This is a genomic window from Rhodobacter maris (genome assembly GCF_900217815.1).
GTDB lineage: Bacteria > Pseudomonadota > Alphaproteobacteria > Rhodobacterales > Rhodobacteraceae > Rhodobacter > Rhodobacter maris.
Genome location: NZ_OBMT01000003.1, coordinates 140,507 through 154,074 on the forward strand (window position 1 = coordinate 140,507; position 13,568 = coordinate 154,074).

Below are 13,568 nucleotides of genomic sequence, written 5' to 3' on the forward strand. Positions count from 1 at the left end.
TTCTCCCGGGGTGCGCGCGCGGCCCCTGCGTTTTACCCTTATTTCAGCCCTTCGCAGAAGGCCTTGATGCGCGCGCAAGCCTCGGTCAGCGCGGCATCCGAGGTAGCGTAGCTGATGCGGAACGCGGGCGAAAGCCCGAAGGCCGCGCCAAACACCACCGCAACGCCCGCTTCCTCAAGCAGCGCATTGGCGAAGATCTCGTCATCGGTGATCGTCACGCCCGCTTTCGAGGTCTTGCCGATCAGCCCGGCGATCGAGGGATAGACATAGAACGCGCCTTCGGGCGTCGGGCAGGTGATGCCGGGGCAGGCGTTGAGTGCGGCCACCACGAGGTCGCGACGGCGCTCAAACGCCACGCGGCTCTCGCCGATGTAATCCTGCGGCCCGTTGAGCGCCTCGACGGCGGCATATTGGCTGATCGAGCAGGGGTTGGAGGTCGATTGCGACTGCACCTTGCCGATCGCCTTGATCAGCGCCTCCGGGCCGCCCGCATAGCCGATCCGCCAGCCGGTCATTGCATAGGCCTTGGAGACGCCGTTGCAGGTCAGCGTGCGGTCGTAAAGGCCGGGCTCGACCTGCGCGGGGGTAACAAATTCGAAGCCGCCGAACACGAGGTGCTCATACATGTCATCCGACATCACCCAGACATGGGGATGGCGCATCAGCACATCGGTGATCGCCTTCAGCTCGTCGCGCCCATAGGCCGCGCCCGAGGGGTTGGAGGGCGAGTTGAAGATGACCCACTTGGTTTTCGGCGTGATCGCGGCTTCCAGATCCGCGGCGGTGATCTTGTAACCCGCCTCCATCTTGCCCTCGACAAAGACCGGCGTGCCGCCCGCAAGCAGCACCATGTCGGGGTAGCTCACCCAGTAGGGCGCGGGGATGATCACCTCGTCGCCCGGATTCAGCGTGGCCACGAGCGCATTGTAAAGCACCTGCTTGCCACCGGTGCCGACCGTGATCTGCGCGGGGGTGTAATCGAGCCCGTTCTCGCGCTTGAACTTGGCGCAGATTGCCTTTTTCAACTCGGGGATGCCGTCAACGGCGGTGTATTTTGTTTTGCCCGCCGCAATCGCCGCCACCGCGGCCGCCTTGATGTTTTCGGGCGTGTCGAAATCTGGCTCGCCCGCGCCAAGGCCGATCACATCGCGCCCGGCCTCCTTGAGCTCCCGCGCCTTGTTCGTCACCGCGATGGTGGGCGAGGGTTTCACGCGCGCAAGCGTATCGGACAAAAAGGCCATGACGGGGCTCCTGTGGCTGAACTTCCTGTCCCTTACGCGCGCGCGCGTAAGCCTTCAAGCATTGTCAGGGGGGATTCGGCGGGGCTCACCGGCCTGTCATCGCCCGCCGGGCTTGACGCGGCGGGACGGGAGTGCAAGGCAAGGAAAAACGGCACAGAAGGGACGTGCGATGACCGACACCACCCCCCAAACCGAAACGCCGGACGCGCGGCTCAAACGGATGCGGATGCGCAGTTGGCGGCGCGGCATCCGCGAGATGGACCTGATTCTCGGCCCCTGGGCCGATGCCGAGATCGAGCGCCTCGATCCGGCCGCACTCGATCTTTATGACCGGCTGCTCGAAGAGAATGATCAAGATCTCTATCCCTGGATTTCGGGTGCGCTGCCATGCCCGCCCCAATATGTTGAAATGTTGGATCGGATCGGCACTTTTGCCCGAACGCGGCATGGCCGGATAACGTCATAAAGTCGCAGCAAATTTGGCATGAAGTGCGGCGCACTCAGATCTGCTTAACCCTATCTTCGGGTTTTTCCGCCAATTTGCCTCAAGGAAGCGAGGATGGCGGAGTAAGGAATGACGTTTCAAACCCCGATGAAGGCGCCCACGATTGATGAGAGCGCTCCCCCCGGCATGATGGCCTGCTACCTCGACAGCCTGTCGCTGGTCGAGAGGCTGCACCGGTTGCTTCTCGATGTGATCAAGGACGAATTTGAACGGCTCGGTATTCTCGAGATCAACCCTGTTCAGGCGCTCTTGCTGTTCAACATCGGCGAGAACGAGGTGACGGCGGGGGAACTCAAGAGCCGCGGTTATTACCAGGGCTCGAATGTGAGCTACAACCTCAAGAAGCTGGTCGAAACCGGTTACATGCACCATCAACGTTGCGATATCGACCGCCGTTCGGTACGCGTGAAGCTGACGCCGAAGGGCGTGGACCTGCGCACAGCCGTCTCGGCCTTGTTCGAGCGTCACGCCAAGGGCATGGACGACCGGGGTGTGATCACGCTCGACTCTATGGACGAGATGAATCGCACCCTGCGCCGCATGGAACGCTACTGGTCCGATCAGATTCGCTACATTTACTGACCGGTTGACCGGTTGACCGGCTTCCGGCGCTTTCCTCCTCCTGACGCTGCGGCAAGCATGGCGGGCCCGTCCCGGTGCTTGCTCCGGCGCGAGCGGCGTGGTTGTCTTGGCAATCGCGCAGCGGGGGAGGGGCGGATGCGACGGAGCTTGCGATTTTTGGGGCGAGGCCTGCTCGTCATCGTGCTTGTTCTGGGCGCGATTGCGCTGGTCAAGCATCAGGAGATCACCCGGCTCCTGGCGGTTAATGCGCTCTTCTCCGAAGAGCGAATCGTGACCAATTTTTCGCATATGGACCGGCTTTTCCTGTTCCGGGTGCTCGACCGGGGCACCGGGCCGGTTTCGATGCTGCCTGCGGGCAGGCCCGAACCGCTTGCCCCCGAAGTGGAAGACTGGATCGCCGCGCGGGATGTTACTGCGCTGGTGATGCTGCGCGACGGCGCTCTCGTGCATGAAAGCTATTATCGCGGCACCGGGCCCGAAGATCTGCGCATTTCCTGGTCGATGGCGAAATCGGTGCTTTCGGCCCTGTTCGGCACGCTGCATGACGACGGCACGATCCCCGATCTAGACCGTCAGGTGACCGAGTTCGTGCCGTCGTTGCGCGGCTCGGCTTACGACGGGGCGACAATTCGCGACGTGCTCACGATGTCCTCGGGCGTGGCCTTCAACGAAGATTATATGGATTTTTCAAGCGACATCAATCGGATGGGCCGTGTCCTGGCGCTTGGCGGTTCGATGGATGGTTTTGCCGCCTCGCTCAAGACACGTGCAAGCGCCCCCGGTACGCATATGCATTACGTCTCGATCGACACCCATGTTCTGGGCATGGTGATTGCCGGTGCCACGGGGCGCGACCCGGTGGATCTCATGGTCGAGCGGATCATTCAGCCGATGGGCTTCGAGGCCGCGCCGGAGATGCTGCTGGATGGCGAGGGGACGGGTTTCGTGCTCGGCGGGCTCAACATGCGCACGCGCGATTATGCGCGTATTGGCCAGATGATGTTGCAGCACGGCTTCTGGAACGGGCGTCAGATCGTGCCGGAGGACTGGGTGACCGCCTCGACCGCGCATCAGGCGGCCGATGGCGCGGGGTATGGATTCCAGTGGTGGGTGCCAAAGGACAGTGCCGCCTTCGGACATGATTTCATGGCACAAGGGATCTATGGCCAGTTCATTTACGTCAATCCCGCCGCGCAGGTGGTGATTGCCGTCAATGCGGCCGATCGCGGCTTCGATGCGGAGGGCGTGACGGATCAGAACCTTGCGCTCTTCCGGCGTATGGCGCAGGCTGAGCCCTGAGGGAGAGCCATGGAAAAGGACGGATCGGTCAATGTTCTGGGCGGCGCGCTGCAGCCCTGCTCGGTTTCGCCGATGACCGGGTTCTTCCGCGATGGCGCCTGCAACACCTGTTGGGAAGATCACGGCCTGCACACGGTCTGCGTGGTGCTGACGGCCGAATTCCTCGCCTGGTCACGCTATATCGGCAATGATCTGACCACGCCGCGCCCCGATCTCGCTTTTCCCGGCCTCAAGCCGGGAGAACGCTGGTGCCTCTGTGCCGGACGGTTTATGGAAGCGCATGACGAGGGCTGCGCACCGCAGGTGGTGCTTGAGTGCACGCATCGGCGCACGCTCGAAGTGGTGCCCTTCGAGGTGCTCTCGGCCTATGCGATCTGATCGCTGACCGGGGTCCAGATCACATCGTCGATCCTTGGCGCCGAAGTGGCAAGCATGACGAGCCGGTCAAAGCCCATCGCGATGCCCGAGGCGGCGGGCATCTGCGCCAGCGCCTGAAGGAAATCCTCGTCGAGCGGGTAACGCTCGCCATAGATCTCTTCCTTCTCGTCCATCTCTGCGCGGAAGCGCGCGCGCTGGGTTTCAGTATCGGTGAGTTCTCCAAATCCGTTCGCGAGTTCAACCCCACAGGCATAAAGCTCGAAGCGCTCGGCCACGCGGGCATCGTCTGGCGCGGGGCGGGCCAAAGCGGCCTCGGCGAGCGGATAGCGGTCGAGGATCGTGGCGCGGCCATGGCCCAGATGCGGCTCGACCCGCGAGACGAGCACTTTCGAGAGCATGAGCGACCAGCTGTCCTCCGCTCCCACCTTGATCCCCGCGGCGCGGCACTGTTTCCGCAACCCCTCGGCATCGGTGATCCCGCCGCAGCCGCAGGTGGCGAGCAGGTCGATCCCGGCATGGCGTGCGAAAGCCTCCGCGACCGAAAGCCGCTCCGGCGCCGCGAAAGGGTCGCATTCGGCGCCGCGATAGCGCAGCACCCGGCTTCCCGCGGCCTCGGCGGCAAGGCGCAGCAGCGCCGCGCAATCCGCCATCAAGACCGTGTAATCTGCGCCCGCACGATACCATTCGAGCATGGTGAATTCGGGGCTGTGCAGCGCGCCGCGCTCGCGGTTGCGCCAGACATGGGCGAAGGCGGCGATCCGGCTCTCGCCCGCGGTGAGCAGCTTCTTCATCGCGAATTCGGGCGAGGTGTGCAGGAACATCGGCTGCGGCGCCCCATCGTTGCCGATCGCGGTGGTGGCGAAAGCATGCAGATGCGCCTCGTTGCCGGGGCTGACCTGCAGCGCCAGAGGGTCGACCTCGAGAAAGCCTTCGGCCTCGAGCCAGCGTCGCAGCGCGGTCTGGATGCGCCCGCGCGCCAGCAGGGCGGGGCGGCGGTCGGCGTGGCGTTCGGGGCTCCACCAGGGGGTTTGGCTCATCTGCAGGGCTTTTTGCTGGAAATCGTGACGGATCTGGTTTAGGCGCTTCGCCATCCGGGCGCCAGAGCCTGCTCACGACCATTCAAGGAACTCCAAATGGCCAAAGTCATCGCCTCTTCGCTGCGCAAGGGCAATGTCGTCGACATGGACGGCGTGCTCTACATCGTCCTGACCGCCGAAAACATCCACCCCGGCAAGGGCAACTCGGTGACCCAGGTGGAGATGCGGCGCATTTCGGACGGGGTGAAAGTGTCGGAACGCTGGCGCACTGTGGACAGCGTCGAGAAGGCGCATGTCGACGAGGAGGAATTCGATTTCCTCTACGAGGATGCGGAGGGCTTCCACTTCATGAACCCGCAGACCTATGACCAGATCGCGGTGAGCGAGGATGTGGTGGGCGATGCCAAGGTGCACCTGCGCGACGGCATCCGGGTGTGGATGCTCCTGCATGAAGGCGTTGCGCTGTCGATGGAACTGCCGCAGAAGGTGACGGTCGAGGTCGAGGAGACCGAGCCGGTGGTGAAGGGGCAGACGGCCTCGTCGAGCTACAAGCCCGCGCAATGCACCGGCGGCATCCGCGTGATGGTGCCTCCCCATATCGGGGCCGGCACCCGGATCATCATCAACACCGCCGACAATTCCTATGTGGAACGCGCCAAGGACTGATCCGGACCGCGATCGATGAGATGCCAAGGCGCCCCGCGGGGCGCCTTTTGCATCGGGTGTTTCGCTTCGGCAGGGCCGAAGCGACCCAGCGGGGGGCTGCCGCCCCCCGCACCCCCTGCTTTCCAGGGGGGGCTGCCCCCCTGGACCCCCGGTGCCTCCGGCCCGGGACCCTCCGTTTCAGCTTGAAGATACGGGGGGAAACGAGAGAGCTTTCGTGATGTAAAAAAAGCCGGAGGGAATCCTCCGGCCGGTTTCATTCTCTTCTCATTCTCTGGCGGTCGATCTCAGACCTTGCGCAGCCGGACTCAGACCTTGCGCAACCGGATCACGACATCGACGCGGCTCACCTCGGTGCCTTCAGGCGCCTTTGGCACCCGCACCAGTTCCAGCTCGTCATTCGGCGCGTCGGAGATCCGGTTGTCCTCTTCCCAGAAGAAATGCGGATGATCGTCCATGCGGGTGTCAAAATAGCTGCGCCCGGCATCAACGGTGATCTCATGCATGATCCCCGCCTCGCAAAACGCCCGCAACGTGTTGTAGACCGTCGCCAGCGAGACCTTTTCACCCGACTCAAGCGCCGAGGCATAAAGCCCCTCCGCCGTCACATGGCGATTATGGCCGTCGCCCACCAGAAGCGAGGCGAGCGACATCCTTTGCCGGGTCGGGCGCAAGCCCCCCGCGCTGAGCCATCTGAGGCCGCGTTCCTGAGCAATCGTTTTCATCGTCACGAACCTTCGTCTCTTTGGAACTACTATAAGTCAAGGCGGGTCATAAATTCAATGGAATTCTGACGCACCCGCTTTAGGGGGGCGGGCCTTGCGCGTCAAGCTTGGGCGGTGATAGAGGGGAGGGGACGAAAAAGGGGGGATGCCGATGTCAGCCTATCCGACGAGCTTCGGCAAGGACGATCTGCTCAAATGTGCGCGCGGCGAGCTGTTCGGGCCGGGCAATGCCCAGCTGCCCGCGCCGCCGATGCTGATGATGGACCGCATCACCGATATTTCGGCCGATGGGGGCTTGCACGGCAAGGGCCATGTGGTCGCGGAATTCGACATCACCCCCGAGTTGTGGTTTTTTGACTGCCACTTCCCCGGCAACCCGATCATGCCCGGCTGCCTTGGCCTTGACGGGCTCTGGCAGCTCACCGGGTTCAACCTCGGCTGGCGCGGCTGGCAAGGGCGCGGCTATGCGCTCGGCGTGGGCGAGGTGAAGCTCACCGGCATGGTGCGCCCGGATCGCAAGATGCTCACCTACAAGGTCGACTTCACAAAAGCTTTGCAGACGCGGCGGCTGACGATGGGCGTTGCCGATGGTATCGTCGAGGCCGATGGTGAGGTGATCTATGTGGTCAAGGACATGAAGGTCGCGCTCTCCGAGAGCTGACCCCGAACGGACAGGAGGCCCCCATGCGGCGTGTCGTCATTACCGGCCTGGGCATCGTCTCGCCCATCGGCAACAACGCCGAGGAAGTCTCGGCGAGCCTGCGCGCCTCGCGCTCGGGCATCGTTTTCGCCCCAGACTATGCCGAGCGCGGCTTCCGCAGCCAGGTGCATGGCCTGCCGCAGATCGTGCTTGAGGACCATATCGACAAGCGCAACCTGCGCTTCATGGGGCGCGGTGCGGCCTATAACTTCCTGGCCATGGAGCAGGCGATCGCCGATTCGGGGCTGGAAGAAGGCGATGTCTCGAACCCGCGCACCGGCCTGATCATGGGCTCGGGTGGTCCCTCGACCTCGAATTTCTTCGAGGCGCATCAGATCGTCGTGCAGAAGGGCAGCCCCAAGCGCATGGGTCCGTTCATGGTGACGCGCTGCATGTCGTCCACCAACTCGGCCTGCCTTGCGACGCCGTTCAAGATCAAGGGCGTGAACTATTCGATCACCTCCGCCTGCTCGACCTCGGCGCATTGCATCGGCAATGGCGTCGAGCAGATCCAGATGGGCAAGCAGGATGTGGTCTTTGCCGGCGGCGGCGAAGAACTGGACTGGACGCTGTCGTGCCTGTTTGACGCGATGGGCGCGATGTCGTCGAAATACAACGACACGCCGACCACCGCGAGCCGCGCCTTTGACGTGACGCGCGACGGCTTTGTCATCGCCGGCGGCGGCGGCGTGGTGGTGCTTGAAGAGCTTGAGCATGCCAAGGCGCGCGGCGCGAAGATTTACGCCGAGGTCACCGGCTACGGCGCCACCTCGGATGGCTATGACATGGTCGCCCCCTCGGGCGAGGGTGGCGAGCGCTCGATGCGTCTGGCGGTGGGCACGCTGCCTGAGGGCCGCAAGGTCTCCTATATCAACGCCCATGGCACCTCGACCGTGGCGGGCGACGTGACCGAGGTGGAGGCCGTGCGCCGCCTCTTTGGCGAGGGCAATGTGCCGCCGATTTCCTCGACGAAATCGCTCACCGGGCACTCGCTCGGCGCCACCGGCGTGCATGAAACGATCTATTGCCTGCTGATGATGCAGGGCAAATTCATCACCGGTTCGGCCAATGTGACCGCGCTGGACCCGGCGATCCGCCCCGAAGAAATCTGCACCGAAACGCGCGAGAATGTTGAATTCGACTCCGTGCTTTCGAACAGCTTCGGGTTCGGGGGCACCAATGCCTCGCTGGTGATGAGCACCTATCGCGACTGAGCTTGAAGGGCACCGATGGCGGATTTGATGAAGGGCAAGCGCGGGCTTGTCATGGGTGTTGCCAATGAGCGCTCGATCGCCTGGGGCATTGCCTCGGCGCTCGCAGCGGAAGGGGCAGAGCTGGCGTTTTCCTATCAGGGGGAGGCGTTTGGCAAGCGCGTCGAGCCGCTTGCGGCCTCGGTCGGCTCCACGCTCCTCGTCGATGTCGACGTGAATGACGATGCCTCGATGGACGCGGCCTTCGCGCGGATCAAGGACGAATGGGGCAGGCTCGATTTCGTCGTTCATGCCATCGCCTATTCCGACAAGACCGAGCTGACGGGGCGGTTCATCAACACCTCGCGCGAGAACTTCAAGAACTCGCTTGCGATCTCCTGCTTCAGCTTCATCGACGTGGCGCGCCGCGCGGCGGAGCTGATGCCCGAGGGCGGCGCGCTGATCACGCTCACCTATGGCGGCTCGAACCGGGTGACGCCGTTTTACAACGTGATGGGCGTGGCGAAAGCGGCGCTCGAAAGCGCGGTGCGCTACCTTGCCAACGACCTCGGCCCGCAGGGCATCCGCGTCAATGCGATCTCGCCCGGGCCGATGAAAACGCTCGCGGGCGCGGCCATCGGGGGCGCGCGCAAGACCTTCCGCCATACCGAGGCAAACAGCCCGATGCGCGCGAATGCCACGCTTGAGAGCATTGGCGGCACGGCCGTTTATCTCTGCTCGGAATATGGCGCCTGCACCACCGGCGATGTGATCATGGTCGATTGCGGCTATCACGTTCTGGGCATGCCGCAGCCGGACAATATCTGATCTGTCAGATCAAACGGAAACGGGCGCCTTCGGGCGCCCTTTTCATCCGTCTCGATCAAGTTCGCGCAGCGCCCGGCGCAGCTTTGGCGTTTGTTCGCGGAACCCCTCGGCATCGCCGAAATCGCAGAAATTGCCGTAGTAAGGGTGCACGCCCTTCACCCGGCGCGCATGTTTGATCGGGCACCAATATTGCTCGGTGCGCGCCGCCACCTCGCGGACGTAGGAAATCACCCCGTTGCCATAGCCGCAGTAGACGCAGTTGATCTTCTGCACGAGGTTCAGATAGGCGAGCATCTGCCGGTCAATCACCACATGCTCGCGCCGCTTCACCTTCGGGATGCCGTAAACCGGAAAGCAGACCGCCTGATAAAGGCTGACGAACAGATCAAGCAGCACGAAGGGGATGAAGACGGCATAGATGAAGGGCGCTGTCAGCACCACCATCAGCCGGGTGCGGCGCAGAAATTGCCACAGCCGCACGCGGGCGAGCCGGTGCGCATCGCGCACGCCCTGATCGAACTCGATCCGCCCTTGCGTGAAGCGGTAGCGCCATTGCGCCCGGCTTTGCTCCCACGCCTCTTCGACTTGCGCCTCAAGCTCGGCCAGACGCGCCTGCAACTGTTCCAGCCGGTCGGCCATGCCCTTCTCCTGCGCCAGTGGTTGAGGCGCCCTTTAACGATCTGTCGCGCCGATGACCATGGTCCTCGGCGGCGGTTGCCGTTCGGTCAGCCTTCGGTCCTGTCCGCGTGGCCCGGAAGTTTCACCCCGTGCTTTTCCATGTAGGGGCGGAAGTAGTCGCGGAACGGGTCGAGCCCCTCGAACAGCATCAGGAATTCCTCGCGGTTCATCACCAGCACCTTGGTGTCCTCGGCGGCATGCACGGTGGTGTGGCGGCGCGTGGCGCCCAAAATCATCCGCTCGCCAAAATGCCCGCCCGGGCCGATGGTGCGGGTGGTCCTGGCGCCGGTTTCCGGGTCGGTCCGCTCCATCTCCACCGCGCCCGAGATCACGGTGTAGAACCCGTCTGACCGGTCGCCCGCCTCGTAGATCCGGTCGCCCGCGCGGTAATAGATGTAGCGCATCGGCGGTTTCGGATGCGAGCGGAGCTGCACGAGGCTGCGCGCGCCCAAAAGATCGAGCGTCCAGTTGACCATCACGTTGATCCGCGTGCCCCAGCCGGGCAAGAGCGCGAGATAATAAGAGCGCCAGATGAACCACGCCGGGAAGCCGGTGAAATGGCGCCCCATCACATCGGCGACGCCGCGTTTGGCGCCAAGCGAGGCGAGCGCGCCGCGCGATTCATAGGCAAAGGGTTGGGTCGGCTTGCCCTTGATCGCGGCGGCGACATTTTTCGCCAACCGCTTCGCCTCGCGCACGGCAAATTGCGCGGTGGGGGGGGCAAAGTCATTGCGGGCGCTGGCGCCTTCCTTCAGCGGTATGAGCGCGCAGTCCCCCAGTGCCCAGACATCGGGGCGCCCCTGCACCTGAAGCGAGCGCTCGACAACGATCCGCCCCTTGTCCATCGGCAGCCCCATCCGGGTGACAACGGGCAGCGGCGCATTGCCGATCGTGGCTACCACGGTGCGGGTGTTGATCACCTCGCCATCGGTGGTGACAAGCTGACGATGGGTGCAGCTTTTCACCCCGGTTTTCAGCATCAGCTCGATATCGTGCTTCTGCAGATGCTCGCTGGCGTAATCGGCCAGCTCATCGGGCATCTCGCCCAGAATCCGCGGCGCGAATTCGATCAGGAGCACCCGCACTTCGGAGGGTTTGATCTTCGGGTAGAAGGGCAGCGAGCGGTCGATCATCTCCTTCATCTCGCCCACGGTCTCGACGCCGGAGAAGCCGCCGCCCACAACGGTGAAGGTCAGTGCGCCGCGCTTGGTGTCGGGCAGCGCCGTCACCTGCGCATGTTCGAGCTGCTCGATCACATGGGCGCGGAGCCGCCGCGCATCCTCGAGCGTCTTCATTTTCAGCGCATGTTCCTCAAGCCCCGGCATGCGCGAGAAATCAGTGCCTTGGCCCAGAGCGATCACAAGGTGATCATAGGGCACCTCGGTCGGGCGGCGCTGGATGCCCTGGAAGACAATCACCACCTTGCGGTCAAAATCGACGCTGTCGACCACCGCCTTGCGCACCGAGATCCCCTTGAGGATGAAACGCAAGGGCGTGACCGCATGGGCGGGGGTGATGGAGCCCGCGCCGACCTCCGGCAAAAGCGGCTGGAACACGAAGTAGTTCTCGGCGTTGATCACCTCGATCTCGGCCTTGCGCCCGAGCGTGCGCCTGAGTGCGCGGGCCGCATACATGCCACCGAAACCACCCCCGAGAACAACAATCCGCTGCGTCATCTGGCTCTCCATCTGGCTGGCGCGTCCTAGCTGCCGCGCAGCATAGACGAAGCGCATCGATCTGCCAGACACTAATCTGGCATGGCCGCTCTTCGGGCGGGGCTGTGGCGCGGTTACGTCTTTTGCCGCGCCCGGCGCAGCACGCCGGCGAGCGAGAGCGCGATCAGCCCGGCGGTTGCCAGCACGAAGACCGCCGAGATCGGGCGTTCCAGAAACACCATCGGATCGCCCCGCGACACGAGGAGCGCGCGGCGCAGGTTGGTCTCGATCAGCGGCCCAAGGACGAAGCCCAGAAGCAGCAGGCCCGGGTTGAAGCGCGCCAGCGAGAGCGCATAGCCCGCAAGCCCGATCCCGGCGACGGCGAAGATGTCAAACACCGAGGCGCGCACCGAATAGACCCCGAGGCAGACAAAGATCAGGATCGCGGGGTAAAGCCAGCGGAACGGAATTCTGAGCATCGAGACCCAGATCCCGATCAGCGGCAGATTGAGAATGAGCAAGAGCAGGTTGCCGATGCCGAAGCTCGCCACGAGCCCCCAGAACATCTCCGGGCGCGCCTCAAGCATCATCGGCCCCGGTTGCACCCCGTGGATGACGAGCGCGCCGAGCATCAGCGCCATGATCGGGTCGCCCGGAATGCCGAGCGTGAGGGTGGGCACAAAGGCGGTGATCGCGGCGGCGTTGTTGGCGGCCTCGGGCGCGGCGATGCCCTCGATCGCGCCGGTGCCGAAACGCTCGGGGCTGCGGCTCACGCGGCGCTCGAAAGCGTAGGAGAGGAAGGAGGAAATCGTCGAGCCGGTGCCCGGCAGTGCGCCAAAAAAGCTGCCCATCGTGGCGCCACGGAGCGCCGGGAAGGGCAGGCGGGCCAAATCTTCGCGCCGCGGCAAAAGCTCGCGCAGCCGCACCTTGGGCGGCACGCCGGTGCGCTCTGCCGTGCGGATATTGCCGATCACTTCGGAAACGCCAAAGAGCCCCATCGCGAGCGCGACAAGGTTGATGCCGTCCGAAAGTTCGGTCTGCCCGAAGGTGAAGCGCTGTGTGCCCGAGTTCACATCGGTGCCGATGCAGCCAAGGATCAGCCCGAGCACCACCATCGCGAGCCCCTTCGCCGGGGCCGTGGCGCCGATAGTGGAGGCGGCGACAAGGCCGAGGATCATCATCGCCGCGTAATCCGCCGCGCCAAAAGCCGTTGCGGCATGGCTCAGCACTCCCGAAAGCGCGACCAGCACGCCGATGCCGAACATCGAGCCCAAAAAGCTCGCGCTCATCGAGGTGAAAAGCGCCACGCCCGCGCGGCCTTGGCGGGCAAGCGGGTAGCCGTCAAACGTGGTCACTGCCGATTGCGGCGTGCCGGGCAGGCGCAGCAGGATCGAGGCCACCGCGCCGCCATATTGCGAGCCGTAATAGACGCCCGCGAGCATGATCAGCGCCGCCTCGGGGCTGAGGTAATAGGTGATCGGCAGCAGAAGCGAGATCGTCGCCATCGCGCCGATGCCGGGCAGCACGCCTACGAAGGTGCCGAGCACCACGCCGAAGACGCAATAGACCAGCACACCCGGTTGCGTGACCGTGGCGAGCCCGTGCAGAAAACCCTCCCAGCCGGTCATTGCGCGCCCGTCCCGAAGCCCACGGGCCAGAGCGGCGCGGTCATCTTCAGCCCGAAATGGAAAACAAGGACGGAAAGCGCCGTGATCACAAGCGCCAGAGCCAGCCGCCAGGCAATACGCCGGTCCGGTGCGGCGAGCGTGGCAATCAGCACCGCGCCAAAGGTCACGCCCACAAGGCCCATGCGCTCAAGCCCCGCGGCAAAAACCGCAATCGAGGTGAGCACGGCAAGCGTTTCTTTCCAGGCGAGGGTGAGTGTGCGCGCGCCCCGGCCCCAGGCCGAGAGCGCGATCACCGCGCCAAGCCCTGCAAGCCCTACTCCCAGCGCCGTGGGAAAGAAGCCCGGCCCCATCCGGCGCAGTGATCCAAGGTCATAGCTCGCAACGGCATAACCCGCCACGGCGAGGCCGATCAGCGTCAGGATCACCCCGCCGGCGAGGTCTTGCAGGTCGTGGCGCATG

General features: G+C 64.2%; 15 protein-coding genes. 8 read left to right on the forward strand and 7 right to left on the reverse strand.

Features of this window, described 5'->3' with window-relative positions; all coding sequences use genetic code 11:
• Positions 1 to 38 precede the first annotated feature (38 nt).
• Positions 39 to 1,241, reverse strand: a complete 1,203-nt coding sequence (locus CRO22_RS06675; RefSeq protein WP_097069357.1) for a pyridoxal phosphate-dependent aminotransferase — start codon at positions 1,239 to 1,241, stop codon at positions 39 to 41.
• A gap of 169 nt (positions 1,242 to 1,410) precedes the next feature.
• On the opposite strand from CRO22_RS06675, the gene CRO22_RS06680 reads away from it, so the two are divergent.
• The 4 genes from CRO22_RS06680 to CRO22_RS06695 all read left to right on the forward strand — a co-directional run bounded on the left by CRO22_RS06680 (position 1,411) and on the right by CRO22_RS06695 (position 4,005).
• Positions 1,411 to 1,707, forward strand: a complete 297-nt coding sequence (locus CRO22_RS06680) for an FAD assembly factor SdhE (protein WP_245860905.1) — start codon at positions 1,411 to 1,413, stop codon at positions 1,705 to 1,707.
• A 108-nt stretch (positions 1,708 to 1,815) separates the two neighbouring features.
• A complete protein-coding gene (locus CRO22_RS06685) occupies positions 1,816 to 2,328 on the forward strand; it encodes a MarR family winged helix-turn-helix transcriptional regulator (RefSeq protein ID WP_176518569.1) in 513 nt (170 codons plus the stop codon).
• A 135-nt stretch (positions 2,329 to 2,463) separates the two neighbouring features.
• The gene (locus tag CRO22_RS06690) at positions 2,464 to 3,627 is read left to right on the forward strand and encodes a serine hydrolase domain-containing protein (protein ID WP_097069358.1); all 1,164 of its coding nucleotides are present in this window, start codon (positions 2,464 to 2,466) and stop codon (positions 3,625 to 3,627) included.
• A gap of 9 nt (positions 3,628 to 3,636) precedes the next feature.
• A complete protein-coding gene (locus CRO22_RS06695; RefSeq protein ID WP_097069359.1) occupies positions 3,637 to 4,005 on the forward strand; it encodes a DUF2237 family protein in 369 nt (122 codons plus the stop codon).
• Here CRO22_RS06695 and epmA read toward each other — a convergent pair.
• Positions 3,993 to 5,042: an EF-P lysine aminoacylase EpmA gene (epmA, locus tag CRO22_RS06700; RefSeq protein WP_097069569.1), complete on the reverse strand. Its 1,050-nt coding sequence runs from the start codon at positions 5,040 to 5,042 to the stop codon at positions 3,993 to 3,995. The genes CRO22_RS06695 and epmA overlap by 13 nt on opposite strands.
• Before the next feature lie 96 nt (positions 5,043 to 5,138).
• Here epmA and efp point away from each other — a divergent pair, with 96 nt between their 5' ends.
• Positions 5,139 to 5,708: an elongation factor P gene (gene efp, locus CRO22_RS06705; protein WP_097069360.1), complete on the forward strand. Its 570-nt coding sequence runs from the start codon at positions 5,139 to 5,141 to the stop codon at positions 5,706 to 5,708.
• A gap of 305 nt (positions 5,709 to 6,013) precedes the next feature.
• On the opposite strand, the gene irrA is transcribed toward efp, so the two are convergent.
• Positions 6,014 to 6,430 carry an iron response transcriptional regulator IrrA gene (irrA, locus tag CRO22_RS06710; RefSeq protein ID WP_097069361.1) on the reverse strand — a complete coding sequence of 139 codons (417 nt, stop codon included), beginning with the start codon at positions 6,428 to 6,430 and terminating at the stop codon, positions 6,014 to 6,016.
• Positions 6,431 to 6,581: 151 nt separating this feature from the next.
• On the opposite strand from irrA, the gene fabA reads away from it, so the two are divergent.
• Genes fabA through CRO22_RS06725 form a run of 3 tightly spaced genes read left to right on the forward strand, consistent with a single transcriptional unit; the run spans position 6,582 to position 9,148 of the window.
• The gene (gene fabA, locus CRO22_RS06715; RefSeq protein ID WP_097069570.1) at positions 6,582 to 7,091 is read left to right on the forward strand and encodes a bifunctional 3-hydroxydecanoyl-ACP dehydratase/trans-2-decenoyl-ACP isomerase; all 510 of its coding nucleotides are present in this window, start codon (positions 6,582 to 6,584) and stop codon (positions 7,089 to 7,091) included.
• Between the two features lie 23 nt (positions 7,092 to 7,114).
• A complete protein-coding gene (fabB, locus tag CRO22_RS06720) occupies positions 7,115 to 8,344 on the forward strand; it encodes a beta-ketoacyl-ACP synthase I (RefSeq protein ID WP_097069362.1) in 1,230 nt (409 codons plus the stop codon).
• Between the two features lie 15 nt (positions 8,345 to 8,359).
• On the forward strand, positions 8,360 to 9,148 hold the full coding sequence (locus tag CRO22_RS06725; protein WP_097069363.1) for an enoyl-ACP reductase FabI: 789 nt from the start codon (positions 8,360 to 8,362) through the stop codon (positions 9,146 to 9,148).
• Between the two features lie 42 nt (positions 9,149 to 9,190).
• Here the strand turns inward: CRO22_RS06725 and CRO22_RS06730 are convergent, their stop codons facing one another.
• The 4 genes from CRO22_RS06730 to CRO22_RS06745 form a co-directional block, all read right to left on the reverse strand.
• Positions 9,191 to 9,787 (reverse strand): hypothetical protein, encoded by a 597-nt coding sequence (locus tag CRO22_RS06730; protein ID WP_097069364.1) that lies wholly within the window; start codon positions 9,785 to 9,787, stop codon positions 9,191 to 9,193.
• 86 nt (positions 9,788 to 9,873) lie between these two features.
• Positions 9,874 to 11,502: an FAD-dependent oxidoreductase gene (locus CRO22_RS06735; RefSeq protein ID WP_097069571.1), complete on the reverse strand. Its 1,629-nt coding sequence runs from the start codon at positions 11,500 to 11,502 to the stop codon at positions 9,874 to 9,876.
• Positions 11,503 to 11,615: 113 nt separating this feature from the next.
• The gene (locus CRO22_RS06740) at positions 11,616 to 13,109 is read right to left on the reverse strand and encodes a tripartite tricarboxylate transporter permease (protein WP_097069365.1); all 1,494 of its coding nucleotides are present in this window, start codon (positions 13,107 to 13,109) and stop codon (positions 11,616 to 11,618) included.
• Entirely contained in the window at positions 13,106 to 13,567 is a 462-nt protein-coding gene (locus CRO22_RS06745) for a tripartite tricarboxylate transporter TctB family protein (protein ID WP_097069366.1), read from the reverse strand. Before CRO22_RS06745 ends, CRO22_RS06740 begins: the two co-directional genes overlap by 4 nt.
• Between the last annotated feature and the right edge of the window lies 1 nt (position 13,568).

Coding starts and splice junctions, on each gene's coding strand:
- CRO22_RS06675 (WP_097069357.1), bottom strand. CDS start 1,241: ATGGCCTTTTTGTCCGATACGCTTGCGCGCGTGAAACCCTCGCCCACC.
- CRO22_RS06680 (WP_245860905.1), top strand. CDS start 1,411: ATGACCGACACCACCCCCCAAACCGAAACGCCGGACGCGCGGCTCAAA.
- CRO22_RS06685 (WP_176518569.1), top strand. CDS start 1,816: ATGACGTTTCAAACCCCGATGAAGGCGCCCACGATTGATGAGAGCGCT.
- CRO22_RS06690 (WP_097069358.1), top strand. CDS start 2,464: ATGCGACGGAGCTTGCGATTTTTGGGGCGAGGCCTGCTCGTCATCGTG.
- CRO22_RS06695 (WP_097069359.1), top strand. CDS start 3,637: ATGGAAAAGGACGGATCGGTCAATGTTCTGGGCGGCGCGCTGCAGCCC.
- epmA (WP_097069569.1), bottom strand. CDS start 5,042: ATGAGCCAAACCCCCTGGTGGAGCCCCGAACGCCACGCCGACCGCCGC.
- efp (WP_097069360.1), top strand. CDS start 5,139: ATGGCCAAAGTCATCGCCTCTTCGCTGCGCAAGGGCAATGTCGTCGAC.
- irrA (WP_097069361.1), bottom strand. CDS start 6,430: ATGAAAACGATTGCTCAGGAACGCGGCCTCAGATGGCTCAGCGCGGGG.
- fabA (WP_097069570.1), top strand. CDS start 6,582: ATGTCAGCCTATCCGACGAGCTTCGGCAAGGACGATCTGCTCAAATGT.
- fabB (WP_097069362.1), top strand. CDS start 7,115: ATGCGGCGTGTCGTCATTACCGGCCTGGGCATCGTCTCGCCCATCGGC.
- CRO22_RS06725 (WP_097069363.1), top strand. CDS start 8,360: ATGGCGGATTTGATGAAGGGCAAGCGCGGGCTTGTCATGGGTGTTGCC.
- CRO22_RS06730 (WP_097069364.1), bottom strand. CDS start 9,787: ATGGCCGACCGGCTGGAACAGTTGCAGGCGCGTCTGGCCGAGCTTGAG.
- CRO22_RS06735 (WP_097069571.1), bottom strand. CDS start 11,502: ATGACGCAGCGGATTGTTGTTCTCGGGGGTGGTTTCGGTGGCATGTAT.
- CRO22_RS06740 (WP_097069365.1), bottom strand. CDS start 13,109: ATGACCGGCTGGGAGGGTTTTCTGCACGGGCTCGCCACGGTCACGCAA.
- CRO22_RS06745 (WP_097069366.1), bottom strand. CDS start 13,567: ATGCGCCACGACCTGCAAGACCTCGCCGGCGGGGTGATCCTGACGCTG.